This window comes from Streptomyces herbicida, assembly GCF_032656585.1.
GTDB classification, from domain to species: Bacteria; Actinomycetota; Actinomycetes; order Streptomycetales; family Streptomycetaceae; genus Streptomyces; species Streptomyces herbicida.
The window spans coordinates 284,704-311,156 of record NZ_JAUYWJ010000010.1; the positions used below are offsets into that span (position 1 = coordinate 284,704).

The 26,453-nt window shown below is 70.7% G+C and carries 23 protein-coding genes; 13 read left to right on the top strand and 10 right to left on the bottom strand.

Annotated elements, in window-relative coordinates:
* Positions 1–92: 92 nt before the first annotated feature.
* Together Q8A52_RS22560 and Q8A52_RS22565 are read left to right on the top strand one after the other, a co-directional pair.
* A complete protein-coding gene (locus Q8A52_RS22560; RefSeq protein ID WP_408649234.1) occupies positions 93–1,352 on the top strand; it encodes a glycosyltransferase in 1,260 nt (419 codons plus the stop codon).
* Positions 1,349–2,623, top strand: a complete 1,275-nt coding sequence (locus tag Q8A52_RS22565; RefSeq protein WP_316754510.1) for a hypothetical protein — start codon at positions 1,349–1,351, stop codon at positions 2,621–2,623. Before Q8A52_RS22560 ends, Q8A52_RS22565 begins: the two co-directional genes overlap by 4 nt.
* On the opposite strand, the gene Q8A52_RS22570 is transcribed toward Q8A52_RS22565, so the two are convergent.
* The gene (locus Q8A52_RS22570; RefSeq protein ID WP_316754511.1) at positions 2,624–3,508 is read right to left on the bottom strand and encodes a DUF6215 domain-containing protein; all 885 of its coding nucleotides are present in this window, start codon (positions 3,506–3,508) and stop codon (positions 2,624–2,626) included.
* A 94-nt stretch (positions 3,509–3,602) separates the two neighbouring features.
* Between Q8A52_RS22570 and Q8A52_RS22575 the strand changes: the two genes are divergently transcribed.
* Together Q8A52_RS22575 and Q8A52_RS22580 are read left to right on the top strand one after the other, a co-directional pair.
* Entirely contained in the window at positions 3,603–3,803 is a 201-nt protein-coding gene (locus Q8A52_RS22575) for a DUF6229 family protein (protein WP_235453360.1), read from the top strand.
* Positions 3,804–3,967: 164 nt separating this feature from the next.
* Entirely contained in the window at positions 3,968–6,841 is a 2,874-nt protein-coding gene (locus Q8A52_RS22580) for a type 2 lanthipeptide synthetase LanM family protein (protein WP_316754512.1), read from the top strand.
* A gap of 155 nt (positions 6,842–6,996) precedes the next feature.
* Here Q8A52_RS22580 and Q8A52_RS22585 read toward each other — a convergent pair whose 3' ends face one another.
* Complete coding sequence (locus tag Q8A52_RS22585; protein WP_316754513.1) at positions 6,997–7,902, bottom strand: hypothetical protein; 906 nt, start codon at positions 7,900–7,902, stop codon at positions 6,997–6,999.
* Between the two features lie 1,106 nt (positions 7,903–9,008).
* Between Q8A52_RS22585 and Q8A52_RS22590 the strand changes: the two genes are divergently transcribed.
* Positions 9,009–9,806 (top strand): SAM-dependent methyltransferase, encoded by a 798-nt coding sequence (locus Q8A52_RS22590; protein WP_316754514.1) that lies wholly within the window; start codon positions 9,009–9,011, stop codon positions 9,804–9,806.
* 37 nt (positions 9,807–9,843) lie between these two features.
* Here the strand turns inward: Q8A52_RS22590 and Q8A52_RS22595 are convergent, their stop codons facing one another.
* Entirely contained in the window at positions 9,844–10,455 is a 612-nt protein-coding gene (locus Q8A52_RS22595; protein ID WP_316754515.1) for a CPBP family intramembrane glutamic endopeptidase, read from the bottom strand.
* Positions 10,456–11,379: 924 nt separating this feature from the next.
* On the opposite strand from Q8A52_RS22595, the gene Q8A52_RS22600 reads away from it, so the two are divergent.
* Positions 11,380–12,039: a hypothetical protein gene (locus Q8A52_RS22600; RefSeq protein ID WP_316754516.1), complete on the top strand. Its 660-nt coding sequence runs from the start codon at positions 11,380–11,382 to the stop codon at positions 12,037–12,039.
* A gap of 11 nt (positions 12,040–12,050) precedes the next feature.
* Here Q8A52_RS22600 and Q8A52_RS22605 read toward each other — a convergent pair whose 3' ends face one another.
* Positions 12,051–12,569 carry a hypothetical protein gene (locus Q8A52_RS22605; protein ID WP_316754517.1) on the bottom strand — a complete coding sequence of 173 codons (519 nt, stop codon included), beginning with the start codon at positions 12,567–12,569 and terminating at the stop codon, positions 12,051–12,053.
* A 435-nt stretch (positions 12,570–13,004) separates the two neighbouring features.
* Between Q8A52_RS22605 and Q8A52_RS22610 the strand changes: the two genes are divergently transcribed.
* Positions 13,005–13,640: a hypothetical protein gene (locus Q8A52_RS22610; RefSeq protein WP_316754518.1), complete on the top strand. Its 636-nt coding sequence runs from the start codon at positions 13,005–13,007 to the stop codon at positions 13,638–13,640.
* Positions 13,637–15,148: a hypothetical protein gene (locus Q8A52_RS22615; RefSeq protein WP_316754519.1), complete on the top strand. Its 1,512-nt coding sequence runs from the start codon at positions 13,637–13,639 to the stop codon at positions 15,146–15,148. The genes Q8A52_RS22610 and Q8A52_RS22615 overlap by 4 nt, the downstream gene beginning before the upstream one ends.
* Before the next feature lie 3 nt (positions 15,149–15,151).
* Here Q8A52_RS22615 and Q8A52_RS22620 read toward each other — a convergent pair whose 3' ends face one another.
* The 5 genes from Q8A52_RS22620 to Q8A52_RS22640 all read right to left on the bottom strand — a co-directional run bounded on the left by Q8A52_RS22620 (position 15,152) and on the right by Q8A52_RS22640 (position 20,911).
* Positions 15,152–16,798, bottom strand: a complete 1,647-nt coding sequence (locus Q8A52_RS22620) for an APC family permease (protein ID WP_316754520.1) — start codon at positions 16,796–16,798, stop codon at positions 15,152–15,154.
* A gap of 179 nt (positions 16,799–16,977) precedes the next feature.
* Positions 16,978–17,544, bottom strand: coding sequence for a hypothetical protein (locus Q8A52_RS22625; RefSeq protein WP_316754521.1), 567 nt, complete (start codon positions 17,542–17,544; stop codon positions 16,978–16,980).
* The gene (locus tag Q8A52_RS22630) at positions 17,541–17,810 is read right to left on the bottom strand and encodes a hypothetical protein (protein WP_316754522.1); all 270 of its coding nucleotides are present in this window, start codon (positions 17,808–17,810) and stop codon (positions 17,541–17,543) included. Before Q8A52_RS22630 ends, Q8A52_RS22625 begins: the two co-directional genes overlap by 4 nt.
* Positions 17,811–18,131: 321 nt before the next feature.
* The gene (locus Q8A52_RS22635; protein ID WP_316754523.1) at positions 18,132–19,676 is read right to left on the bottom strand and encodes a lysyl oxidase family protein; all 1,545 of its coding nucleotides are present in this window, start codon (positions 19,674–19,676) and stop codon (positions 18,132–18,134) included.
* Between the two features lie 206 nt (positions 19,677–19,882).
* Entirely contained in the window at positions 19,883–20,911 is a 1,029-nt protein-coding gene (locus Q8A52_RS22640) for a helix-turn-helix transcriptional regulator (protein ID WP_316754524.1), read from the bottom strand.
* Positions 20,912–21,003: 92 nt separating this feature from the next.
* Here Q8A52_RS22640 and Q8A52_RS22645 point away from each other — a divergent pair, with 92 nt between their 5' ends.
* From Q8A52_RS22645 to Q8A52_RS22665, 5 genes are all read left to right on the top strand, one after another.
* Positions 21,004–21,411 (top strand): VOC family protein, encoded by a 408-nt coding sequence (locus Q8A52_RS22645; protein WP_316754525.1) that lies wholly within the window; start codon positions 21,004–21,006, stop codon positions 21,409–21,411.
* A 47-nt stretch (positions 21,412–21,458) separates the two neighbouring features.
* Positions 21,459–22,718, top strand: coding sequence for an FAD-dependent oxidoreductase (locus Q8A52_RS22650; protein ID WP_316754526.1), 1,260 nt, complete (start codon positions 21,459–21,461; stop codon positions 22,716–22,718).
* Between the two features lie 91 nt (positions 22,719–22,809).
* Complete coding sequence (locus tag Q8A52_RS22655) at positions 22,810–23,778, top strand: glycoside hydrolase family protein (RefSeq protein ID WP_316754527.1); 969 nt, start codon at positions 22,810–22,812, stop codon at positions 23,776–23,778.
* Positions 23,779–23,811: 33 nt separating this feature from the next.
* Positions 23,812–24,084 carry a hypothetical protein gene (locus Q8A52_RS22660; RefSeq protein ID WP_316754528.1) on the top strand — a complete coding sequence of 91 codons (273 nt, stop codon included), beginning with the start codon at positions 23,812–23,814 and terminating at the stop codon, positions 24,082–24,084.
* A 155-nt stretch (positions 24,085–24,239) separates the two neighbouring features.
* Complete coding sequence (locus Q8A52_RS22665) at positions 24,240–25,934, top strand: tetratricopeptide repeat protein (protein ID WP_316754529.1); 1,695 nt, start codon at positions 24,240–24,242, stop codon at positions 25,932–25,934.
* 45 nt (positions 25,935–25,979) lie between these two features.
* Here the strand turns inward: Q8A52_RS22665 and Q8A52_RS22670 are convergent, their stop codons facing one another.
* Complete coding sequence (locus Q8A52_RS22670) at positions 25,980–26,372, bottom strand: DUF3883 domain-containing protein (RefSeq protein WP_316754530.1); 393 nt, start codon at positions 26,370–26,372, stop codon at positions 25,980–25,982.
* Between the last annotated feature and the right edge of the window lie 81 nt (positions 26,373–26,453).

Here is a 26,453-nt window from a genome sequence, read left to right on the forward strand (position 1 = left end):
CGCCGCCCGGCCGTGCACCGCCCTCCCTCATCCACCCAGCACCCCGGTGTGCCTTCGGCATGCCCTGCGAACGATCACAAACAAGGAAGAACGTGACGAATCCAAGGTCGGCCTCAGCGCTGGACATCGCCCCTCTGCCGCCACGGTCACCACTGCCGACGCACCACGACGAGCCCGTCCTGGACGTGGCGGTGCCGGTGTTCAACGAGGAGACGGACCTTGAGCCGAACGTGCGGCGGCTCCACGCGCACCTGCGGGAGACGTTCCCCTACCCGTTCCGGATCACCGTCGCCGACAACGCCAGTACCGACGCGACTCCGCGGATCGCCGCGCGCCTCGCCGGGGAACTGCCCGAGGTGGAGTGGATACGACTGCCCGAGAAGGGACGCGGCCGAGCGCTGCACGCGGCCTGGTCCGGTTCGAGGGCTCCTGTCGTCGCCTATGTCGACGTGGATCTGTCCACCGGACTGGCGGCGCTGCTGCCCCTCGTCGCCCCACTGATCTCGGGCCACTCCGACCTCGCCATCGGCACACGTCTGGCCCCCGGCTCGCGAGTGGTCCGCGGACCCAAGCGGGAGGTGATCTCGCGCGGCTACAACGCCCTGTTGCGCTGCACGCTCGCCGTGGGCTTCTCGGATGCCCAGTGCGGATTCAAGGCGATACGGCGCGACGTCGCCGAGCGGCTGCTGCCCCTCGTACGCGACTCCGGCTGGTTCTTCGACACCGAGCTGCTGGTGATCGCCGAACGTGCCGGGCTGCGTATCCATGAAGTGCCGGTCGACTGGATCGACGACCCGGACAGCCGGGTCGACATCCGCGCCACCGTGCTCGCCGATCTGCGCGGTATCGCCCGGGTCGCCAGGGCGTTGACCCGTGGCACGCTCCCATGGGCCGCGCTGGCTCGGGGCAGAGCCGGTGAGCCACCTGGCGGACGGGCCCGGCAACTGGCGTGGTTCGCGGTCATAGGAGCGGCGAGCACGCTCGCGCATCTGCTGCTGTTCACGGCGCTGCGCCCGGCCGCCGGGCAGCAGGCCGCCAACGCCCTTGCGCTGTTGGTCTGTTCGATGGTCAACACGGCCGCCAACCGACGACTCACCTTCCGGCTGCGTGGCCGGGACGGCGCGCTGCGCCATCAGGCCAGAGGACTGGTGACCTTCGTCGTGGGCCTGACGCTGACCGCGGGCTCGCTCGCCGCCCTGCACCTCGCGGCGCCCACGGCCGGCCACGGCGCCGAACTCGCCGTACTGGCCGCCGCCCATCTCGCCGCGGCACTGCTGCGGTTCCTGCTCATGCGGGCCTGGGTGTTCCGCGCCCGGCCCCGCCGACACCTGACGGGACCCGCCGCTTCATGAACACCCGCGCCGACACGACGCTGACCTTCACCCCGGCCGCCCTGCCCGGCCAGGAACCCCCGTCGCCTCCAACTCCCGGCCCCGGCCACCGAATACGCGAGACGACCCGACACTACGCACCCGCCCTGGCCCTGTACGGCGCCCTGAAGCTCACCGGCTTCTGCGCCTTCATGTACCTGCTGAACTCGGCCGGGGACTACCGGAGGAAGCACCCGCGGTTCGGCGGCGGAGCGCATGCCTGGGACGTCCTGGGCACCTGGGACGGCTGGTGGTACCAGCAGATCGCGGTGCACGGATACCACCCCGAGCTCGTACCGGTCCCCGGCGCCACCGGACTGATCACCCTCCAAGGCAATTCGGCGGCGTTCTTCCCGCTCTACCCCGCGTTGATGCGGCTCACCTCCGAGATCACCGGACTCGGCCCGTACGGCGCGGGCCTCGTGGTCTCGGTCGTCGCTTCGTTCGTCGCGGCCATGGGGATCTTCGCGGTGGCCGCGCTGCTCGGTGGCCCGCGGGCCGGGCTGGCCGCCGCCGGCCTGTGGGCCGTGTGGCCCGGTTCCGGCGTGGAGTGGGCGGTCTACTCCGACTCCCTCTACGTGGCTCTCGCCGCCTGGGCCTGCTACGCCGTACTCACCCGCCGCTGGCTCACCGCGGGCCTTCTCACCTGCGCCGCGGGACTCAATCGCCCGACGTCCGCCGCTCTGATCGCGGCGCTCGCCGTCGCCGCGGTCATCGCGCTGCGCCACCGCCGGGACGGCGTCCTGCGTCCGCTGACCGCGATGGCCCTGGCACCGCTCGGCCTGCTCGGATATCTGGCTTGGGTCGGCCACCGAATGGGCGACTACGGCGGCTACTTCAAGCTCCAGGCCGGTGCCTGGGGGCACGAGTTCGACTACGGCCGGCAGACCCTGGATGTGCTGACATCCGTCCCGGTGGGCCACTTCGACTACCTCTTCGCGTTCCCCTTCGAGGACGTCATCGGCGTCTCAACGGTACTGCTGGCCCTCGTGCTCATCCCCCTGCTCATCCGGCTGCGGCCCCCGGCGGTGCTGGTGGTCCACACCGTCCTCACCATCGTCCTGGTCCTGAGCAGCCAGCAGATCTTCGGCAACGTCTCCCGCTATCTGCTCCCCGCCTTCCCGCTGTTCATCCCCCTCGCCATGGCCCTGCGCCGCCTCAGCCTGCCCCTCCAGTGCACGCTGCTCGGCATCGCCGCTCTGGCCTCCGGCTCCTACGCGGGCTACGCCCTCTTCGAACTCGGGGTGCCGTAGTCAGCCGACGGTCCAGCCCGGCACCGTCGGCAGCACCCGCTCGGCGACGCGGAACAACGCCGCGTCGTCGGGCGGCACGTCGTCCTGGCGCCAGATGGTCACCTCGAAGGAGCCGCCGCCGTCCTTGGGGTTGCGGGCGACCATCAGGCAGCGGGCGATGCCTCCGGGGCCGGTATCGGCCTTGCTGCCGTTGAACGTGATGGCGATGGTCCGGTCGGAGTAGAGGACCGCCGGATGCCCCAGGACCGTTTGCTTCTGCGCGTTCCGGCCCATGAGGTCGGTCATCTCGGTGACCGACAGATCGTCGTAGGAAGCCGAAAGCTTCACGGAGTAGCTGGGCAGCGTCACGTCCGCCTCGGGAGTGGCGATCTTGGTGCCGCCGGCGAACTTGATCTCGCTTTCGCCGCCCGATGCGCTCTCCGCGTGCTCCGTCGGCGTTCCCAGCAGCGTGGGCAGGTCCGGACGGTTCAGCGCCGTGCACAGCTGCGCTCCGGACACACGCTTCGACGACTGCTTCTTCGTATGAGTGCTCGAGCAGACGGCGGGCTCGCTGTCACTGTCATTGTGCCCGGTGACTTCCCCCAGCCCCCACATACCACCTATCAGGCCTCCCACGAGCACCACTGCCGCGGTTGCCTGGACGCCCGCACTCGGGCCCCTCTCGGATTCGGCGAAATCGTCGGCCATGTCCGCCCCCCCCACCTTGCTGTTCGCGCCCGCCGTGCGCGCTGCGGAGCCTAATCGGTGATCGTCCCGTGGGGAAACAGAGTTATGACTGTGAAGATCCGGCTTGCGGCGCAGCCGAGTTGGGCGCGTGCGATGCCGGGGGCCGTGCCGTCGCACCGGCCGTCTCACGGGCCACGGCGCACCCCACGAACAACGCATGACTGTGGCTGGATTAGTCGTCTGACGGGTGTTCGAAGCCGGTGATACTCAGGGCTGGGCAATCCGCCCGATTTCCTACGTCCGGAGGCCGCTGATGCCCCAGACCAGTGTTCACACCGCCGCCGTGCTCGACGCCTGGCTGTCGGGTGCCGAGAGCGCGTACGGCCAGATCAACCCCGCCGGGCCGCTCTACGTCGGCGGCGCCGCCGCCGAGGCTGCGCTCACCGACCCGAGCGACTCCCTCTACGGCTTCTGTTCCAGCCCGAGCGGGTCGCGCGGCAGTTGGTGCTGCTGATCGCCCGGGGCGTCACCAGACCCTGGGGCGCCACCACGAAGTGAGGTCCGAAGACAGGAGCGTGGGGAACTGCGTGCCGAGCACGGCCGGTCGCGCGGTTCCCCGCGTTGGTTCGGGGCGCCCGGCAGGGCGCGGACGCGCGGCGGAATGGGGACGGTGGACGGGTGAGCGGATCGGCGCCGGAACAGACGGAACAGGCGGACGAGACGGGAGGGGGAAGAAAGAGCGACGAGACGGAGTGGTTCACCCGTCCCGTGCGCAGCATCGCCCGTCCCTGGCGGGAGGAGCTGGCCCGGCGGCTGGCTGCCGTCGACGCGTTGGGCCCGGCGGAGCGGGACGTGGTGCTGGAGGCCGGCCACACCGCCCTGCTCAGGTCCCTGCACGCGAAGCTGTCCCGGCTGTTCCTGATCGAACTGCACGCACTGCGTATGGCGGCGGGCGCCCGGCCCGACGGCGAGGGCGCGGCCGGGGCCGGTTCCGACACGGAAACGTGGGCCTCGTTCATCGAACAGGCCTGCGAGGAGGACTATCTCGACCGGTTGGCCGGCCGATACCCCACCGTAGGCTCGCGGATCGCGGCCGTGGCACGGCTGTCGGTGGCGGCGACGGCGGGGTTCGCCGAACGGCTCGCCGCGGACCGCGAGGTGCTGCGGCCGCTGTTGGGGGCGCCGGCGGAGGAGTTGCGAGGGGTCGCGTTCGGGGCGGGCGACAGTCATCGGGGCGGACTGACCGTCAGCCGCGTGGACTTCGCCGGCGGAAGCGTCATGTACAAGCCCCGGCCCTCCGCAGCGGATGTGGCACTGGGCGCGCTGCTGGACGAGCTGTTCGACGGCTTTCCCGGTGCCCCGGCGCCGCACGAGCGCATACGGGTGCCGCACACGCTGGCGCGCGAGGGCTACGGCTGGGCCGAGTTCGTCCGCCACCGCTACTGCGCGGACGACGCCGAACTCGCCGCGTTCTACCGCAACGTCGGTCACTGGCTGGCCGTCCTCCGCTTCACCGGCGGCACCGACATGCACGCCGAGAACATGATCGCCGCGGGCCCTGTGCCGGTGATCGTGGACGCCGAAACACTCTTCGACGCCCCCGCGCCCTTCCCGCCCAGTGGCCGCGGCGACGCAGTGGACGTGGCCGCCGCGGCCATCCGCCGTACGGTGCTGCGAACCGGACTGCTGCCCGTACGCGGCACCGGCTTTGCGCTCGGAGGGGTGGACATCTCCGGGGTCGGGGCGTTGCCCGGCCAGCAGCCGCTGATCCCGAATCCCGTGATCGCGGAGGGCGGCACCGCTGCGGCCCGCTTCGAGGTGGACCTGGTGGCCATGCCCGGCGCGGGCAACCACCCCAGCCCCACCCCGGTGCTGAGCGCGTACTGGGACCGGATCCTGGCCGGCTTCCGCGAGATGACCGCGTATCTGCACCGGCCCGGAACCGACCCGCATCTGCTGCTGCGCCGCTTCGAGGGCGCCCGGGCGCGGCGGATCCTGCGGCCCACGCAGGCGTACGTCGACATCGGCCGGATGCTGTGGCACCCCGCCTCCCTGCACGACGAGGCGGCGGCCGTAGAGCGCGCCCGGGACATCCTGCTGCGCAACGCCGAGGTGCTGCCCGGTGCACCGACGGACCGCGCCACCATCGACGGCGAGATCGCGGAACTCCTGGCGGGCGACGTGCCGATGTTCACCTTCACCGTGGACACGGCGGCCGTACGGACCACGGTCGAGGACTGGCGCACCGCGGACCTGGCCCTGGAGGAGTCGGTGATCCAGGACGCGCTGGTCGGCGCCTACCTCAATGAGCGTTCCCTGCCCGCGCGGGTGCAGGAGACCGCCCATGACCCGCACGCCCGCGACCGGGAGCGGCGCCGTCGCAAGCTGGCCGCGCAGATGGTACGGCGGCTGTGTGACGGGGCGGTACGCGGCGAGGACGGCACGGTCACCTGGATCAGCCCCGTCTTCACCCCGGCCGGGTGGTCCATCAGGGTGCTCCCCGCCGACCTCTACACCGGGCAGGGCGGGGTTGCCCTGACCCTCGGCGAGTACGTGACCGAGGTGCGCGCAGGCAGGGCGGACGAGGTGCCGGGCGTCGCCGAGACGTACGAGGGGGCACTACGGGTGCTGCTCAGCACCGAGGACAAGACGCCGACGCCGTCACCGGGGGCGTTCAGCGGTGCCGCCTCCCAGGTGTGGACGTGGCTCGCGCTGCACCGGGTGCTCGGTGAGGACCGGCTGCTGGAGCGGGCCGCCGAGAGAGCGCTGTTGCTCGCCGAGGGGCGACTGGTCGAGGACGACATCGAGGTGGACCTCCTCAACGGGGCGGCCGGCGGAATCGTCCCCCTGCTCAACCTGGCCGCGGCGACCGGGCAGGACCGCTGGCTCGGCGCCGCCGCGCACATCGGCCGCCGGCTGGCCGGACTGGCGGCCGTCGATGTGAGCGGCGCCCGCTGGACGACCCGGCTCAACCCCGAGGGCATCGGCGGATTCGCCCACGGCGCCACCGGCATCGGCTGGGCACTGACCCGGCTCGCCCTGAGCGACGCGGGTTCCGCGGCGGAACGGCGCGGCTGGACCCACCTCGCCGAGCGGGCCTTCGCCTACCAGGAGTCCCTCTACCAGCCCGAGCACGGCAACTGGCTCGACGTACGCATCGGAGCCGAGGAGGACTTCTTCACCAGCTGGTGCCACGGCAGCGCGGGCGTCGGCATCGGCATGCTCGACCTCCACCGGCGCACGGGCGATCCCGCCCACCTCGACATGGCCCGGCGCGCGGCACGCGCCTGCGCCGCCGAGGGCTTCGGCTGGAGCCACACCCTGTGCCACGGCGACCTCGGCCTCTGGGAGTTCCTGACGTCGATGAACTTCGGCGACCCGGCAGACCTCGACGGCGAGATCCTCACGGGCCTCGAACAACGCGGCCCGGTCGGCGGCCTGGCCCGCGAAGCGTTCTCGCCCAGCCTCATGTCCGGACTCTCAGGAGTCCTCCACACCCTCCTCCGCATGCACCCCGCGGCCGCGCTGCCCAACCCTCTGCTCCTCGACTGACACCGACCGGTGTGCCGGACGCGCCGACCCGACGCCCGACCGGCGAAGGACGCCTGGCGGGGCATCAGCCCTGACAGGCGTCCTTCGTGATGGCTGGGCACGGGTAGGACGGTCGGATTCGAACGGACGCCCTCCCAAACAGCGCCCCGGCGCATTTACGCGCCTGTGTCGGCGTCCCGCCCGTGCCTCTCGAGCTGTTGAGCACGGACCGCCGCCTCCTCGGCCTGCAGCCTGGCCTCCCGCACCGCGCGGTCGCACTCACCGGCCCGCTCCTTCGCCCTGTGCCGAGTCGTCCGGGCCCGCCGCAGCTCGTCCTCGGCGCGTTTCAGTTCCTCGGTCAGGTCGCGGACGTGCCGCTGGGCTTCATCCAGTCGCCGCTGTGCCTCGTCCGCCTCTCGGATGGCGGTCGCCGCCTCGTCCCGCCGGGCTCGCAGCTGTCGTTCGGCATCCTTCGCGCCCTTGCGGGCCTGAGTCAGGCGTTCCCGGGCTTCCCTGTCCGCGGCGCGGTCCTTGCGGGTCTCGGGCGCGGGCGGCGGGGAGGTTGCCACGGAGCCCGCACGGGAGGAGCGCAACGCGGCGCTGCCGACGGCGGGGAAGCCGGCCGCGGCGCTCAAGGGCTTCACCAGCCGACCGGCGGCCCATTGCCGGGCGGCGTCGGGGTCGGCGAGGACGGCGTGGAGGGTGGCTTCCACCTCGCGCCGGGCGTCCTCGCCGATCGGGTGACCGTTCTGGGCGGCCAACTGCCGGGCCTGCCGTGACAGCGCGTTGACCACTGTCCGCTGCTGGAGGACGAGGTCGCGCAACTGCGCGCGGTCCAGGTCGTGATGAGCCCGTCGCAGCCCTTCGCCGAGCCTGATGACGGCCTCGACCTCATCGGGCCGGTGGCGTACGAGGAGGTTGCTTGCCCAGGCCGACAGGCTGGGCCGCCGTAGCTCGCCGATCTTCTTCGCCAGACCGCGATCCCCGTCCGCGCGGGCCCGCGCCGAGCGCTGGTCGCGGGCGGCGGTGAAGTCCTCGGGCCGCAGCCCGTAGAGCTCGTCGGCGACAGCGTCCAGATCCACTTGCGCCCCTCTCGACACCCTGGCGACTTGCATCCCAAGCGTCTCACTCCCGGTCCCTTATGTGCTGAGCATGTCGGTATGGCCGGCAAGGATGGCGGAAGCTGTGTCAGTGGCGGCACTCACGGGCGCCCTGTGCTTCTCGCTCGGAGGCGTACTCCAGCTCTTCGAACACCCCTAGGGCAGCCGGATGCAGAGCGAGGACAGCGAGGAGCACCCCGCAGTCCTCGCCGCGTGGAACGGTGGCCGCCGCTCAGGCCGTCATAGCAGTGGTGGGGCGGGGGGAAGCGCGGGGTGCGACGGCATGGCCGGTCTTGCAACGGGCGTGCCGGTCTCGAAGGAACCGATGGAGTGCCCCGTCTGCATCACTGCCTCGAGGTCGCGCCGTATGCTCGCGGCAGCGTCGCGGACCCGCGCGGGCACGTCACCGCGCTCGGCAATGAGCTGGTGATAGATGGGGGCGTCCTGAAACATGGGCAACGTGGCCTTCCGATCGGCGGTTTCAACCGCTTTGCAGCGGCTGCCGAGTGTACGGCCCGCCATCACCACCCGTGCCCACGGGATCGCCCGCTGAGACGCTGACGCCGACAACTCCGCTTCCAGTGATCAGAGAGGGGATGCCCATGTCCGGTGAACGATCAGGAGTTGACTTGTCCTCGGTGGGTTTCGACGCCGTATGGTGCGCCACGGTCTGCCGCCCCTCGACTCCACCCGGTCCACGGGGCGACGCCGTGACAGAAGCCCTCGCGGCCCATGCCCTGACAATGCCACGGGACTTCATGACCTTTCAGACAGCTCCAACCTCTACCTGTCGCTGGACGAGGGTTCGGTGACCGACTGCTGGTCCGACGTCTCGGAGCCGCTGCGCCCCATGGCAACTGTGCCCGCGTGTCGGCGTCGACGCGAGGGACTGAGAAGGTTCTCGCGTCGGCCGTCGGTCGGCGACGGCCTGCCCTTCAGGACAGCGCCGAGCGCCTGGGCTGTGGGGGCATGGATCAGGTCTCCGTACGTGCAACTCCGCGCCCACGCACGGTAGTTGGTGTGCGAAACTGTTGGTACCCGGTGGTGGGCGAGGGGCCGTGGTGACGGTCCGCCGAGAGGAGCGCAGCGTGACCCAGGACGGTTTGCGTGCCGAGACGATAGACACCAGCAGGCCGCATCCTGCCCGGATCTACGACTACCTGCTGGGCGGCAAGGACAACTACGAGGTGGACCGCGAGGCCGGCGACGAGCTCGCCGCCGCGGCGCCCGAGGTCCGGATCGGAGTGCGGGCCAACCGCGCCTTCATGCAGCGGGCCGTCCGGTACGTCGTCGGCAGCGGTGTCCGCCGGCTCCTCGACGTCGGTACCGGGCTGCCCACCTCGCCGAACGTGCACGAGATCGCTCAGGAGGTGGCACCGGACGTGCGCGTCGCCTACGTCGACAACGATCCGATCGTGAGCGCGCACGGCAACGCGCTGTTGAGCCGGTCCGGCACGACCAGCATCGTGCTCGGCGACCTGCGTGACCCGCGGGCCATCGTGGAACACCCCGACGTCCGCCAGGTCATCGACTTCGACGAGCCGGTCGCCCTGCTCCTCGTCGCCGTCCTGCACTTCCTCACCGACGCGGAGCAGCCCGCGGAGGTGGTCGCCACCCTGCGCGACGCACTGCCCGCCGGCAGCTTCCTGGTGCTCTCGCACGCCACGGGCGACTTCGCCGATCGCACTGGAGCGCAGGCCGTCTACAACAGGGCCACAGCCACGCTGAATCTGCGGTCCCGCGCCGAGGTGGAGCGATTCTTCGACGGCTTCGACCTGGTCGAGCCGGGCCTGGCCCAGGTTCCGTTCTGGCGCCCGGACGCCCCGCCGCCGGCCAGATCCGCCGAGATCGGCTTCTACGGGGGCGTGGCGCGCAAGGCCGACTGAATCGCCGTGTGCAGAGCGAGGTCGGCACCCTCTCCCCTCACGTTCGGCCAGCGCCTCGTGCTCCCGGATCCGCGCCCGGGTGGGCGGGCGGAACAGGTATGTCGGATGCCGGCTGCCCGGGCCAGGGGAACGGTGCCGACGGACCGGGCAGGGGCCCGTACGGCCCGGCGAAGGGGACCGGTTGCGCGGGCGGGAGTGGTGCGGGGGCCGTACGGACCGGCGGACGGCGGCGCGTCAGCCACACCACGGCAGCCGTGTACAGGGCGATACTCGCGACGTCGAGCGCCACGAGCTGCCAGCCGGCGTCGGCGGCGGTGTCGTCGCTCTTGAGTCCGTCGACGACGGCGGCCGAGATCGCGAAGGCGAGGAGGTTGTTGACCGTGTGCAGCGCCATGGCCGCCTCCAGACCGCCGGTGCGCCAGGTCAGCCAGCCCGCCGCCATCCCGAACAGGGCCAGGTCGGCGAAGCCCCAGGGCGTGCCCCAGCCGTGCGCGGCGGCGAACAGGAGGGCCTGGGGCGGCAACGCCCACCAGGGCGAACGCAGGAACGCGCCCACGGTCTGCGTCAGCCAGCCACGGAAGACATACTCCTCGGCGGCCGCCTGCAACGGCACCAGTACGACGAGCATGGCCAACGCGGGCGCGAACACGTCCCAACCGGCCCACCGGGCCTCCGGTCCCTCGGCACGGGGAACAGGAGCACGCCGCCCATCGCCAGGCCGAAGATGGGCACGGCCAGCGCCGCGCACAGGGCGAGCCAACGCCATCTCACCCTGCCGGTGACCGAGGAGAGCGTGCCCGCCGGGCGTCGGCCGATCCAGCGCACGGCCAGCAGGACGACAGGTATCCCCGCGGCGATGAGCAGCAGGTCGACAGCGGTGTCCGGCACGGGGCCGAACTCCACTGTTCCATCAGGTGCTTCGGGGTATCCCTGGCTGGAGCCCCAGCCGGAGATGACGGCGTCGAGTACCCCCACCGTGATCACGTAGGCAACGGCCACGAACAGGGTCCCCACCAGCGGGCGCCACCATCGGTACCGCACCGAGAGCCGGGCCAGCCGGTGGTAGGGGAGGGGTTGCGGGAGCAGCGGATGTGTCATAGCGGCAGCTTGCCCGCCGACTTCGCATTCCGGCATCGCCCTGCGGCACGACCGGTGCCTCTATCGCTGGGTAGGGACCGGTCTCGCCCCGAGGGCAGACGTCCTGCGCCGGAATCCGCTGACGCTCGTGGCGACATGGAGACGATACGCAACTGGCTTCTGCCTACCGTGCTGGCGGCCGTACAAATGACCTGGCTGTGCCGGGGGTGGGGCCGGCCGATCCGCCCGGCGCCCCGGGCATGATCGGCGTCGTGTACGCGCTGTCCGTGGAGACCGTCGCGCTGGGCCGGCGACGGCGGGCCCCCGCGCGCCGCGGTACCCGGGCTGCTGGTGGTCGTCCTGCTGCTTGCGGTCCATGTGTCCAAACTCGGGCTGCGCGACCGGGTCCAGGCCACGATCCTCGCCTACGAGAGGGGACTGGTCGTCCCCGCGGTATCGGGACGCCCTGAAAAGCCTGGGCGGTCATACTGTTCGTATGCATCTCGGGGTGGTCACGGCGATCCTCTACTGCCTGCAGTTCAGCCGGGAGTTGAGTGACAAAGAAGTCGAGCGCATCGCCCGCATGGTCATGGAGCAGCCGATCTACGACCTCACCATCGAGGAGCAGTACGCGGGCATCGAGGCGGTCCTGGCCGTGGACGCCTGGGAGCAGGACCTGTCCTGGCAGCCGCATGACGAGCCGGCCGTACGGGACTTCCTGCGGCGCCTGCTGGAGCGTCTGAACGCGCTGCGGCCGTGGCAGGAGCCGCCGTCCCGCAGCCTTGGCTTCGGCCGCTGGCAGGAGTACAAACGCGGGGCGCTGCTGGCTCACGTACGGCTGTACTCGCCGGCGCAGGACCCTGTGCACGCCAGGTTGCGCACCGTACCCGAGGACGAGGACCGGCTGCGGGCGGTGGTGCTGCGGCTGCGCTCCGGGGACGAAGTCGCCGTGGTGGCACCGCCGCTGCCGGACGGATACGAGGCGGCGCTGATGGCCGTGCCACCGCATCGGCCCGCCGCGCAGGTGATCGACGCGTTCGTGACCCACACGGGATATGAGCGTGAGCGGGTGTCCGAGGCGGTGCGACGGCGCTGGGGACGGGGCAGGCAACGGGAGGGAAAGGTGCCTCCCGGTGTGCAGCCACTGCGGGACTGAACGGGGCGCCCCTAACGGACGTCGAAGCCCCCGCTGCGGGAAATGACCTGGTCGTGCACTGCGGCATACAGCTTGGACATGGCATCCCGGACCCGTTCGAGATCCTCGTCGTCCAGCGCGGCGAGAGCATTGGCCGCGGCCTCACGGACCGGATGGGGCACTTCGTCCTCGGCCGCGAGCCGATAGGCGACGGTGCGGCGCGCGGCGCGCTCGTCGTCCGTGACGCCACCGACGTTCATCGGGAAGACGGCCGCCTGGTAGTTGGCCACGCCGACGAGGACGCCGTGCGCGATGCCGTCGGCGTAGCCGCGCGTCGTCGCCTCCTGCCGGGCGGCACTGAAACCGGCCATGGCCCGCCGCCGCACGACCAAGGCGCCGACGACGGAACCAGCCCCGGCGAACACCCCTACGACAAGTGCCACGATCCAGCCGCCGAGGAGAGCGCCGAGAAGTCCGCCCAATGCGGTCACCAGGCAGGCTATGCCCGCGGTCACCAGCACGAGGGCGCGTTCGGGTGTCAGGGTCTTCACACCGTGCAGTCTGCCAGGCCCGAAAGCGCCCCATCGGATGCCTCGTGCTCCCCTCCCGCGGAAATCCCCTCGGCCGATGCGGGTCTCGTACTGGAGCATGGGGCTGTGCCACTGCCCTGCGTCTACCGCGTCACCAAGTACGGCCCCACCGAGCGTGACGAACACGGCCACTACACCGGCGCCGAGGACGTCGTCAGCGATCACGGCGAGGTCGAGTCGGCGTGTCTTGAGGCCGTTGAGGCATGTGCTTTTCGGTGCGGAGCCCCCCATGAGGGGCTTCGGCCTGGACGGACTCTTCCTGGCCGGTCTGGCAGGCTTCCACGACGGAGCGGAGACACCGCTCGCCATGGGGCTGGAGCCGGTGCGGGTCATGCTGCGCGACGGCGGAGCCTGGTGCCGGCTGGAAGTGGACGGCGCATTCACGGTGCACATCGGATGGGACCAGTACCTCTGCATCGGCAGCAACCGGCCCTGCGAGGAAGCGCCGGCGCGGACCCGCGCGCTCGGGCTCTTCACGGAACGCCTGCCCGCTTCCCCGTACAGCCTGGGATCCTGGAAGAAACCTACGTCGAAGGCGCCTCACGAGGGCACCGCCTCGCCTCCGACACGATCGACTCGGTACGGGCCGGGATCGCTCCCCGCGCCCGGCTGGCCGTGTGGCCGGACCTGTCCTCCGACATCGACGCGGTCCTCGGGGCCTTCCCCGCCGACGGCCTCGTGGAAGGTGTCCGGCAGGACAAGGACGGCCGGATCCACAGCATCGTCGCCGACGAGAGCGGACATCCGGAGTCGGCCGACCGGATCTCGGGTGTCGCGGCCGCTGCACTCCTGTCCGTGTATGCGGACGAGCGTGTGCTTCCGTTCACCGCCGTCGTGCCCGACGCGGGCGGAGTGGTACGCGCCCGGTGGCGGACCGAACCGACGCCGGCCGACCGGAGCTGGGCCTTCCGTAAGACCCTTCGGCGAGGTGAGATCGTCGGTCAGGAGATCAACGCCAGGATTCTCGACATCGACGAGGTCCGCGAACGCGTCGCCCTCAAGGCCTTGCACGAAGAACGGACAATCCCGTGAACCATGTGCTGTGCGGGCTCGCCGTCAACCCGTCCCTGCCGACCGAACTGGTCGACAGGCTGATCGAGATCGCGGACACCGAACTCGCCGAGGCTCTGGCGTACCGCCACGACCTCAGCCGTGCCCAGGCGGTCGCACTGGCCGGGCGAGTCGAGGAGGCGGCGGTGCATCTTGCCTACGAGGGCAGGCTGACCGCCGCCGACATAGATCCGGTGGCACACCCGCGGGCTGCGCTCGCCCTGCTCGAAGAGAACGCGGGCACCCCGCAGTGGGCCCGTCGGCTCGCCACGGACCCGGTCGTGGAGCACCGGGAGAGACTTGCTGCCTGTCCCGGCCTTCCGTCCGACGTCCTGGAGACACTCGCCGCCGACCCGGACGTACGCGTCGTCGCGGAACTCGCGCTGTGGACGACGCCGGACATGGCGGCCCGGCTCGCCCGGCACCCGCACGCCGAAGTCCGCAGCGCGGTGGCGGCCAACGAGTCGACGCCGCCCGATGTCCTCGCGATGCTGGTTGCGGGTGAGGGAATACCGCCGGCCCAGCGGTGCCTGGTCTGCGACCGCGAGGCGACGCCCTTCGTGCACGATGCGAACTGCCCTCGGCCCGACTGCGATCTGTCGCCGGGCGCCGCGTGCGACGGTTCCCACCAGTCCAGCCTGTACGCGCTGCAGGAGCGGGCGCTGCGCAACCCGGCCACGCCCATCGACGTCCTCATCGGCTTTGCCGACCACGCCTCACCGGTGCTGCGCTGGGAGTTGGCCGCGCGCCCGGATCTGCCGCCGCCGCACTGCGCACGGCTTGCCGATGATCCCGCTCCCGGTGTCCGAGCCGACCTGGCGAAGAATCCCGTGCTCAGTGAGGCAGTGATGCGCGCGCTGGCCACCGACCCCAGTCCGGACGTGCGGCGCAGCGTCGCGCTCAACCCGAACGTGCCCCTCGACCTGCTCACCGGCCTGGTCGGCACCGCGAAGATCGGCTCGACCCTTCTGCCCCGGATCGCCGCCGCTTCTCCGGCCGAGGTCACGGACCTGGCCAAGTCCCAGCATCCGGGCGTGCGGATGCTCGTGGCCGAACGACGTGATCTGCCGGACGAGATCCGCGACGCGCTGGCCGTCGACCCCGACGCGAAGGTGCTCAAGTCCATCGCGGGACACCCGGGACTGTCCGAAGCCCAGCTGCGCTCCATGATCGACCGGCACGGCGTGCGGGTCGCCGCCAAGGTGGCGGCCAACCCGGACACGCCACCCGCGCTGCTGGAGGAGCTGACACGGCATGAACCGCCGGTGCAGAAGGCGTTCCGAGTGGTGGCCCGGCACCGCAACGCCACGCCGTCGGCGCTGCTGGCCTGCCTCGCGGACCGGCAGGCCCGGCCCATAGCCGCCCGGCATCCGGCCCTGCCGCCCGACGTCATGATCGACCTGCTCGCCGACGACGACTGGCGGGTGGTCGAAGCGGCGGCCGCGAACCCGGCGCTGCCGCTCGCCGTGATGTCCGAGCTGGTGCCCTGACGCTCAGACGACGCCCTCTTCCTCCGGCACGACCACCTGGTCGACCATGTGCTGGATCTGTTCCGTCGGCAGGGCGACCGCCATGGCCCAGTAGTAGATGCCGAGGCTGAAGGCTGCCGTGACGGCGATGTCCCACCACAGCGGGAACCACGGGTGCTTGAGGGGCCCGAAGTCACTGAGGTAGACGATCAGTCCCATGCCGATGAGGTAGGCGGGCAGCCACTGGGCCGCGTGCAGGTCGAGCTGGGGCGTGATGGGGTTCATCCTGAACACCCGGTTGGCGATCAGGATGACGTAGCCGATCAGGATCGCGACGCCGAGCTTCCAGTCGGTGGTCCAACCGGACCACAGGATCAGCAGGTTGGCGACGATGAAGGCCAGCGGCGACATCCAGCTGCCGCCCGGCAGCCGGTAGGGACGGTGCGCGTCGGGCAGCCGCCTGCGGAACACACCGAAGGACAGCGGAGCGCCGGCGTACATGAGCACGCTGGCGCTGGTGATCAGTCCGACGAGGGAGCGCCAGCTGGGGAAGGGCAGGAAGCAGATGCACCCGATGACGAACGCGGTGATCAGGCCGACCCAGGGCACTCCGCGCCGGTTGGTGGCCTCGAACACAGTGGGCACATAGCCGTTGCGGCTGAGACCGTAGGAGACCCGGGAGGATCCGGTGATGTAGATCAGGCCGGTCCCGGCGGGGGAGACGACGGCGTCGAGGTAGAGGATCGTGGCGAGCCAGCCCAGGCCGATGAGCGTGGCGACCTGGGCGAACGGACCGCTCAGGGCGGTGAATGCGGAGGTGGCCCAGTGGCTGCCGATCTGGGAGGCGGGCAGCGCGGCGAGGAAGGCGATCTGGAGGAGGATGTAGATCACGATGCCGATGACGATCGATCCGATCACCGCCCGCGGGATGTCCCGCTTGGGGTGGGCGCTCTCGCCGGCGAGCTGGTCCGCCTGCTCGAAGCCCAGCAGGGCGAAGATGATGCCGCTGGTGGAGACGGCGGACAGGATGCCCTTGGCCCCGTAGGGGTCGAATCCGTCGGCCGCGGTGAAGTTGCTCGTGTGGAACTGGGCAAGGGCCAACACGAAGATCGTCAGCAGCGGGACGCCGACCTTCCACCAGGTTGCCGCGCTGTTGGTCCGGGCCAGCAGACGGATGCTGAGGAAGTTGATGGCCGTGATGATCGCCATCAGTCCCACCGCGACGGCGATGCCGAGCGGGGTCAGGACGTGCTCGCCGCCCTTGATCTTCTCCCAGCCGCTCGCCCAGGAGTAGTGCTGGGCGTAGGTGATCATCGCCAGCACCTCGATGGGTGCCACCGTGGCCGCCTGCAGCCAGGAGAACCAGCCGAAGGAGGCGCCGGCGGCGCCGCCGTAGGCGTAGTGGGGGAAGCGTGCGGTCCCGCCGGAGACCGGGTACATCCCGCCGAGTTCGGCGTGCACCAGTGCCAGGATCAGGATCGCGAGGCCGCCGATGGCCCAGGAGATGATCGCCGCGGGCCCGGCCGCCGCCAGGGCTCCCTGTGCGCCGAACAGCCACCCGGATCCGATGATCGACCCCTCCGAGGCCCAGATGAGCCCGATGAAGCCGATTTCGCGCCTCAGCCCCGGCCGATGGGTTCCCGCGGCTGGTGGCTTTTCCGATACGGCCATGTGCCACACCCCCTCAAAAGGGTGATGCCCTCCTCTATCGTGCCACCGCGAGAGGCACTCGGCCGTGGCCGTGAGCAGGAAAATCGACCGGAGCGGGCACCGTCCCGCCGAGCGGATTCAAGATCCCGGGGGATCGGTTCACCTCGGGAGAGACGCGCCGGCTCTGCTATTTCGGGCCGTCAGCCCGAGAGCCGGCCCCTCGTCGGCCCCGATCGGCGTGGCCGCGGAGGATCCGCGTCGGGGCAGCCCGTCGGCCGGCTTGACGACCATTGGAGGTGCAGGAGCTTGTAGGCGCGGCGGAAGATGTAGGCCGCCGTGGGCAGTTCGACGAAGACGGCCAGCCCGGCGGACGCCCAGACGTCGGGGGTGCCGACGGCGAGTGACGCATCGAACCACGCGTCGCACACGAGCAGCACCGCGGTCGCCAGTGCCGGGATCACCACGGCGCGGTGCCGGCGGATACCGAGGACGGCCGTGGCCGTGAAGGCGGCGAGCAGCAGCAGGTCGAAGCCGACCCAGGTCACCCGCCAGGAGTGGACCTGGTAGTCGGAGGGGAGCGTCAGGCCGAGAAGCACCGTCCAGGGAATCAGCCCCAGCGCGGACGCGGCCAGCAACTTTATGGTGTGCCGACGGCGCCGCTCGAACTGATCGTTCCGGCCGGGGCGGCGTGCAGGGGCGGAGCGTATCGGCGGGGCGGTCTCCAGAAGCGGCGCGGCCGTCGCCGGATTGCTGGTTGCCTGGCTCATCGCCGGACCGGTTCCTCGCCCGGCCCGCGCGTCCGTGCGGGGTACCGGGTCGCCGTGCGCCCGGCGGTCAGCCAGCCGAGGGTGGCCAGGAGCACTCCGGCCAGAGCGTTGGGGAGCTGCCGGCTCAGCAGCATCACCACGGCCGCCGCGTCCAGGCCCACCACCAGGAGAACCAGTACGACACGGCGCCGAGCCGCCCGTGTGTCCCTGGTCGCCCTTCGACGGCCGGGACGGGCATGCAGTATGCCCGGTGTGAGGACACTCATCGCCGTCACCTCTCCCGGCGCTCTGGGGTGTGGTCCATGTCCGCCTCCAGCGAAAATCGCGGATGCACACGACAACCGAGGAAGCCCGCGCCGGTATTTCCGGATCCTGACCGGAGAGCTGCCGTCGGCGCGTGACGTGGGACACACACTCCCCGAGCCCGTCTGCGCGGCCCTGAGTTCACCCTCTTATGATCAACGAAGCAGATCGAGGCCGACTCGGCCGTCGCTTGATTCAGAGCGGCGGTCCGCTCCACCCACAGCCGGGGGCCGGGCCGCCACGGTCGTGGCCCGGCCCCCGGCGCCGGGGAGCGCTGAAGTGGATCAGGGCGCGTCGACGAGCCCGTAGGCGGGCACGGTCACGGTGCGGGCGCCGGGTGTGCCGCCCAGGATGACCTTGCGGAGCGAGACGTTGTTGGTCAGGCTCGTCTCCTTCAGCTTGCGGTCGGGGTTGGCGACGACCTGGATGTAGTAGGTGCCGTTGGGCAGGCCGGTGACGTCGAACGACTGGCCGGGACGGAACTGGCTGTAGGTGTCGCCGTTGCCGACGTCCAGCGCTTCGCGCACGGACACCGAGTTCTGCTCACCGCAGGCGGTCGACAGGTCGGTGTTCTCCGGGTGCCAGTTGGCGTTCTTCACCGTGTAGTCGATGGCGTCGGTGTCGGCCAGGCAGAATGCTTCCTTGCCGCTGCGGACGATCTCCTTCTTGTCCGCACCGAGCAGCCGGTAGCTGGCGAAGTCGCTGAAGTGCCAGTGCTGGTGGCCCTCCCGAGGGTCCCACTCCATGGTGCCGGTGGGGGTGTATCCGACCTGCTTCCCCTGGGCGTCGAAGAAGTACTGATAGGCGTCCATCTTGTCCTGGCCGGGGCTGCGGAAGCCGTCCACGACCAGCGGCGCGGGGCCCGCGTTCCACACCGTCGCGCTGAAGGCCAGGTACTCCTTGCCCGCGTCCCTCACGCCGTGCCCGTCGGCACCGTCCGTGAGAGCGATGCCCCAGGCCGGTACGGCCCGCAGGTCGGGCCTGGGCATGACGGCCGCGTTCCCCCGGCGGCCGGTCGGACGGTGCGGGTTCGGCTTGAGCGCTGAGGACCCGGACGCGTGGCCCGTGCCGGTGGTGCGTCCGTCGGCGGCCGGCTGGGATGCGTGCGCCGAGTGCTCGGACCCCTCACCGCCACCGTCGGTCTCACGGACGGTCACCTTGATGCTCTGGGGCTGGTCTGTCATGCCGAACAGGTCCCGGTACTTCTTGGCGACGGAGACCTTGGCCGTGTACTCACCGGCCGGCACATCGACCGGGGCGCTGTCGAAGTCGGGGGCGAGCCTGGCCGCCCACCCCTTCTCCGTTCCCCACACCTGGCCGAGCGTGAAGGGGTTGCCGGAGCAACCGTCGGGCCAGTTCGAGGTGGCCGGGGCGTCCGGACGGACACGTCCCGCGGTGTTGTTCGGGCAGAACGACTGGCTCGTGCTGAGTACCTTGGTGCCCGCGGTGTTGGTGAGGGTCACCTCAAGGAATCCGGGTAGTCCGCTGAAGTCCTTGAGCAGTCCGGCAGGCAGTGTTCTGGCCTGCCTGGTGCCGCCCTGCCGGAGGATCTGCTGAGCCACCACGGGGTCGTTGTAGGACTTCCGGGTCACCCGGAACTCCAGGGGTGCCTTGTCAACGGTGACGTACGCGCCGAGGTCCAGATACACCCCCGGTTCGTCCTTCCACCGGTCGATGGTGACGGAACCGGACGCGGCTATCAGCTTGAGCTGGGGTGCGGTCGGCTGGGGTGCCGCGGAGGCCGGCAGGGCGCCCGCCGCGGCCACGGTGAGCGCCGCGGTGACGCCGAGCGCCGAGCGTCGTAACCGGTTGCTGTGATGTTTCGTCATCAACTCGTCCTCGTTCGGGAGTGCCGGATCGGCAACGGGCAATCGAGTGGTGCGAAGGTGACCTGTGTGCTGGCCGGCGCAGGGGATGCCTGAGTGATCCGTGCGATTGCGTGGAATCTATGCGCCACCTGTGAAGAAGTGGTTAGGACGTGCGAGGTTGCCTCGGGAACGCGGAGGGTTTCATTCAGGTGATGCCTGCGGGACGATCACCGCGCTTCGTCCTGCTCGGCCGCGTACTGGGCGAGACGCCGTGCCAGATCGGCCACCAGTGCCCGCAGTTCGGGCGGCTGCTCGACGGCGAACGGCCGGTTCAGCGCGGCGAGCAGGGGCGGGATCCACTCCAGTCGCTCGGCGCGCAGTCGTACACGGTGCCAACTCTCCTGCTGGGTCGGCTCGTTGTCCTCCTCCCCTGGCACTGACGTCTCCGACACCGGCCCGCTCTCCTCGATGACGGCGATCCCTTCCGGGAAGAGTGAGCGAATGTGATCACGGGTTGCGTGGACCCGCACCCTGACATCGTGCGTCCACGGCGCCTCGGCGAGACCGGCGAGTACATGCGTTCGGGCATCGAAGTCCTGTGGCCGGTCGAACGAGTCGGTCAGCACCCGCAGGTGTTCGATCCGGTCCACCCGGAAGGTACGGATCTGCCGACTGACCGAATCCGCGCCGGTGACGTACCACCTGCCGGAATGCGCGACGAGGCCGTAGGGGTGAAGCGTCCGTCGGCTGTGTCTGCCGTCGTGGGCGATGTACCGGATCTCGGTGGGGTGTTGGTCCCAGGCGGCCTCGGCGAGGTTCAGCAGGACGCGCCCGCCGGGTGCGGGCGCGCTGTCGTCGGTCGGCGCGGTGAACCGGGTCATGTCGAGGAGCGCATCCAGGCGGCGGCCGAGTGGCCGGGGCAGGACGCGACGGAGTTTGGCGATGGCCGTGTCGGCCGCCGCTGACGCCGTGGCGTGTCCGGCGCGTTGCACGGTCGTCAGGCCCAGCAGCGTGGCCAGTGCCTCGTCGTCGGTCAGCATCAGCGGGGGGAGCCGGTACCCGCGGGCGAGCCGATAGCCCCCGTAGCGTCCCCGCACCGACTCGACGGGCACGTCCAGGTCGGCCAGGTGATCGACGTACCGCCGGACTGTTCGCTCGTCCACGCTCAGTCGGGCGGCGAGTTCGGGGACGGGATGGACGCCGCCGGCCTGGAGGATTTCGAGAAGCGCGAGCACTCGGGCGGTGGGACGACTCATGCCGACAGCTTCTCCTGGATACCGGGCGGATTCTGTCCGGTATCGATCGTACGGTCTGTCTCACGGCACATCAGATCCCAAGGGAGCCTGTCATGGACTTTGCGTCGATCCGCATCATCACCGGGGACGTCGACCGGATCGTCTCGTTCTACGAGCGGGCCACGGGCCTGACGGCGAAGCGGTACACGGACGACTTCGCCGAGATCGTCACTCCGAGCGGAACCCTCGCCCTGGCCGGCACGCGCACGGTGCGGGGCCTCGGGGAACAGGCGCCCCGGCCGGCCGCCAACCAGAGTGTGATCGTCGAGTTCCGCGTCGCCGACGTCGACCGCGAGTACGACCGGATCAGGGAGTTCGGGATCGAGATCGTGAACGAGCCCACGACCATGCCCTGGGGAAACCGTTCCCTGCTGCTGAGGGACCCGGACGGCAACCTGCTCAACTTCTTCGCGCCCGTCACCCCGGAGGCGAAGAGGCGATACGGACAGGCAGGAGTATGATATTCACCGAGTGATGAATTACTGCTCTCCGGAAAGGCGGGGCCCTGATGGAGCGGACCACGTGTTGTGTAGTGGGAGGTGGTCCCGCCGGCATGGTGCTCGCGCTGCTGCTGGCGCGGGCCGGGGTCGAGGTGACGGTGCTGGAGAAGCACGGCGACTTCCTGCGTGACTTTCGCGGCGACACCGTGCACCCCTCGACGCTGGCGTTGCTGGACGACCTGGGTCTGGCCGAGCGCTTCGCGCGGCTGCCGCAGCGCAGGGTGCGCACCGTCCAACTGCCCATCGGGACCGACCGGTCGACGGTCACGGTCGCCGACCTCGCGGTACTGCGCGGCCCGTACAACTACATCGCGATGGTGCCCCAGTGGGACCTGCTGGACCTCCTCGCGGACGAGGCCGGGCGCGAGCCGTCCTTCGAGCTGCGGATGAACACCGAGGCGACCTCCTTCCTGGTCGAGGGCGGACGGGTGACCGGAGTGCGCTACCGCACCTCCGACGGCGGCACCGGCGAGCTGCGTGCGGTCCTCACGGTCGCCTGCGACGGCCGTGGGTCGCTGGCCCGCTCCCGGCCGGAGCTGGGGCTGCGTCGCTTCGGCTGCCCGATGGACGCGTGGTGGTTCAGGCTGCCGCGGCACGAGGGCGATCCGACTGGGCTCGTCGGTGGCGCCGGCGACCGCTTCCTGACCGCGATGATCGACCGCGGGGACTACTGGCAGTGCGCCGCGCTCATTCCCAAGGGCACCGACGCGCAGCGCCGGGCCGCCGGTCTCGACCGGTTCCTGGCCGACTTCGCCACCGCCGTCCCCTGGGTCGCGGGCCGTACGGACCATCTGCGCTCCTGGGACGAGGTCAAGCTCCTCGACGTACGTCTGGACCGGCTGCGCCGCTGGCATCGCCCCGGACTGCTGTGCATCGGTGACGCCGCGCACGCGATGTCCCCGGTCTTCGGCATCGGGATCAACCTGGCCGTGGAGGACGCGGTGGCTGCCGCCCGGTACCTCGCCGAGCCGCTGCGCCGCGGGAGCGTGGGCCTGCACGACGTGCGCGGTCTGCAGCGCCGCCGCCGGCTCACCACCGTCGCCACGCAGGCGCTCCAGCGGATCGCCCATGCCCGTGTCATCGCTCCCGTCCTGCAGGGGCGGCCACCCCTCGGCAGCGTGGAGCGGGCCCAGCGCATGGCAGGTCTGCTCACCGGGTCACGGTTCGTACGCCGTCTCCCCGCGTACTTCATCGGGTACGGCGCGCTGCGAGAGCGTCCACCGGCCGTGGCCGTCCGCCGGCGGAGGAGCATGCGTTCTCATGCATGAACATCACTCATGTGGGTGTACACCTTCAGGGTTGCTGTGCAAGGCTCGGGCCAATGTCCTTGCACCGCTGCCGCGTTGAGGGAAGGCGCCCATGAGTGGTTCCCGGCGTACTGTGCCGGCCTCGGCCGCCGGAGCAGCGGCCGCCGGAGCAGCGGCCGCCGGAGCAGCGGCCGCCGGAGCCGCGGCCGCTTGTGCCGCTGCCGAGCAGACCGCGCAGACGGCCGGTCATCCGGCATCGGTGAATGCCGCGCGCGCCCTGCGGGACGCGGCCGACTATGCGGTCGGGAAGCTCGCGGCTGTCGCGGCCGGAGTGACTGCCTTCCCCCTCGGGACGAAGCTCGAGAAATGGGTGTACTCCCAGAACGGGGACTGGGTCGGCGGCTTCTGGCCGGGGACGCTCCGGATGGCCTATCTCCACAGCGGGGACGACAGATTCCGCACGCTGGCCCTCGATTCCGCACGACGGCTCGCACCCCGCCGGTACGACACCACCACCCACGACCTCGGCTTCCTCTTCTGTCCCTCCTGGGTTACGGCCTGGCGCCTCACGGGTGGCGACAAGTGGCGGACGGGTGCCGTGGAGGCGGCCGACTCCCTGATGCAGCGGTACAACCCGCGCGGGCGTTTCATCCGGGCGTGGGGCGCGGTGAACGATCCGCACAACGCCGGCCGGTTCATCATCGACACGATGATGAACCTCGACCTGCCGGCCTTCGCGAGCCGGCAGACCGGCGACGAGAAGTACCTTCGGGCCGCGACGGAACACGCGATGACCGCCCAGCGGGTGTTCCCCGGCGCGGACGGGTCGACCCCGCACGCCTTCGACCTCGATCCGGACACGGGTGCACCCGTCGGCCCGCCGCCGTGCAGGGCTACAACTCCTCGTCCTGCTGGTCACGCGGACAGGCATGGGGGACCTACGGGTTCACGACGATCTACCGCCGGACCGGTGACCGGCAGTTCCTGGTCACCGCCGGCCGGCTGGCGGACTTCGCACTGGGAGCGTTGGGCAGTGACCGGGTTCCGGTCTGGACTACCGGGCGCCCCAGCAGCCCCATGACAGCAAGGACGCGTCGGCCGGCGCGATCATGGCATGCGGGCTGCTCGACCTGTCCGCCGCGACCGGCAGGCGCACTACCGCGAGGCGGCACTGCGCCTGCTCGTCGCGCTCTCGCAGACCTGTCTGACCAGGAAGTCGTCCCGCGCCGAAGCGGTCGTGGCCCGCTGCACGCGCAACCGGCCGGACGAGGACGGGATCGAGATCTCGCTCCCCTACACCGACTACTACCTGCTCGAGGGCATCCTCCGCGTCCTCAAGCCGCACGACGTCGACCGGGTAATCGACCTGTCGGCGGTACCCGCGTGAGCCGACCTGCGGCGAAGCCGTCGAGGGCGCCGCGTGTAAATCGCATGATTCCGGATGAATGGCAAGTTTTCCATAGGCCCGGCTAGGGTCGGAACACCGGCTGTGGTCCGTCTCCGCGTGACCGGGTCGGGTGAGCCGAGCCTTCGGGAGTCCTTGTGTACTACTACGAGCTGGGCAGTCACCGCCGACGCGTGACGACGTCGTCCCCCGAGGCCCAGACCTGGTTCGACCGCGGACTGGTGTGGACGTACGCCTTCAACCACGAGGAGGCCGTCCGCTGCTTCGAACTGGCCGCCGAGGCGGATCCCGACTGCGCCATGGCCCACTGGGGCGTGGCCTACGCCCTGGGTCCCAACTACAACAAACCCTGGGAGTTCTTCGACGAGCACGACCTGGCGCGGACCGTCGAACGCACCCACACCGCCGTGGAGCGCGCGCACGCCACGGCGGCGTCCGCCACCCCGGTGGAGCGCGCCCTGATCGAGGCGCTGCGCGCCCGCTACCCGCGGGCGGAGGCCGAGGACCTCGAGGGTCTGTCCGTGTGGAGCGCGGCCTACGCCGAGAGCATGCAGGCCGTCCACCGGCTGGCGCCCGACGACCTCGACGTGGCGACCCTGTACGCGGACGCCCTGATGAACCTCACCCCCTGGCAGCTGTGGGACATCCGCACCGGCCTCCCGGCCGCCGAGGCGCGCACCCCGGAGGCCAAGGGCGTGCTCGAGCGGGCGATGGCGACGGAGGCGGGCACCCGGCATCCCGGCCTGCTGCACATGTACATCCACCTGATGGAGATGTCCCCGACGCCCGAGGCGGCGCTGCCGGTCGCCGATCGGCTGCGGGGCCTGGTGCCCGACGCCGGACACCTGCAGCACATGCCGTCCCATCTGGAAGTGCTGTGCGGCGACTACCGGAGGGTGGTTTCCGACAACGCCGCGGCGATCACCGCCGACGAGAAGTTCCATGCGCGGGAAGGCGCCTTGAACTTCTACACCCTGTATCGATGCCACAACTATCACTTCCGGATCTACGGCGCGATGTTCCTGGGCCGCCTCCGGGACGCGCTCGAGACGGCGGAGCGGCTCGAGGCCGCCGTGCCGGAGGAGCTGCTGCGCGTGGAGAGCCCGCCCATGGCCGACTGGCTGGAGGGATTCCTCGCGATGCGGGTGCACGTCCTGATCCGCTTCGGCAGCTGGAACGACCTGCTGCGCCTGCCCATGCCCGCCGACCCGCAGCTGTACTGCGTCAGCACCGCGATGCTGCACTACGCGCGCGGCGTCGCGCTCTCCGCCACCGGCAGGATCGCCGAAGCGGAGGCGGAGCGTGCGCTCTTCCGGGAGGCGGTGACCCGGGTCCCGGAGACGCGCATGCTGTTCAACAACACCTGTGTGGACATCCTGGCCATCGCTTCGGAGATGCTCGACGGCGAACTGGACTACCGCAAGGGCGACTACGACGCCGCCTTCGCCGCGCTGCGCCGCTCGATCGAGCTGGACGACAACCTTCCCTACGACGAACCGTGGGGGTGGATGCAGCCCACGCGTCACGCCTATGGCGCGCTGCTGCTGGAGCGCGGTCTGATCGCGGAGGCCGAGGCGGTCTACCGCGCCGACCTGGGCCTCGACGACACGCTTCCCCGACCGCAGCAACACCCCAACAACGTCTGGTCGTTGCACGGGTACCACGAATGCCTCCAGCGGCTCGGCAGGACCGGTGAGGCACGGATCGTGGCCCAGCAGCTGAAGCTCGCCGGCGCGACGGCCGACGTACCGATCACGGCGTCCTGCTTCTGCCGTCTGGACGCAGGGCCGCAGGACGCCTCGGGCGACGGCTGCTGCACACCGCAGACGTGAGGTGAGTTCCCGCGCTGGCCGGCGCCGCCGCCGTACCCCGGAACCTCAGTGCAGCCGCTCGGCCTCGTCGTACTCGGCTGCCTTGAACGTGGGCCAGTACGTGATCTGCGGCTTGGACCGCTCGATCATCGCCAGCAGCGCCTCTCCGTGCAGGACGCGCACCGCGACCGCCGCGCCGTCGAGGCCCGCGAGGTTGTCGACCACGTAGAGGTAGTAGTGCTCGGGGGCGGCCTTCGCGGCTGTCACCTGCCGCTGTTCCAGCGGCAGCGCCTCACTGCGCGCCGAGCGGCTGAAGGCCTTCACCTCGATCATCCGGGGCGGACTGTCCACGTCGTACGGGAGGCCCGAGGTGCGGACGTCCTTCGGGTCGCGTCCGGCAGCCCGCTCCAAGGCCATCACACGCGTGATGGCAGCCTGTTCCGTCTCCCTGTTGCCCACGACACCCCCTCGGCTCCCCATGGTGCCGCGAAGTTCCTCCGCTCGGGAAGCGATTCGACTCTGCACTGGCATGGACCTGAC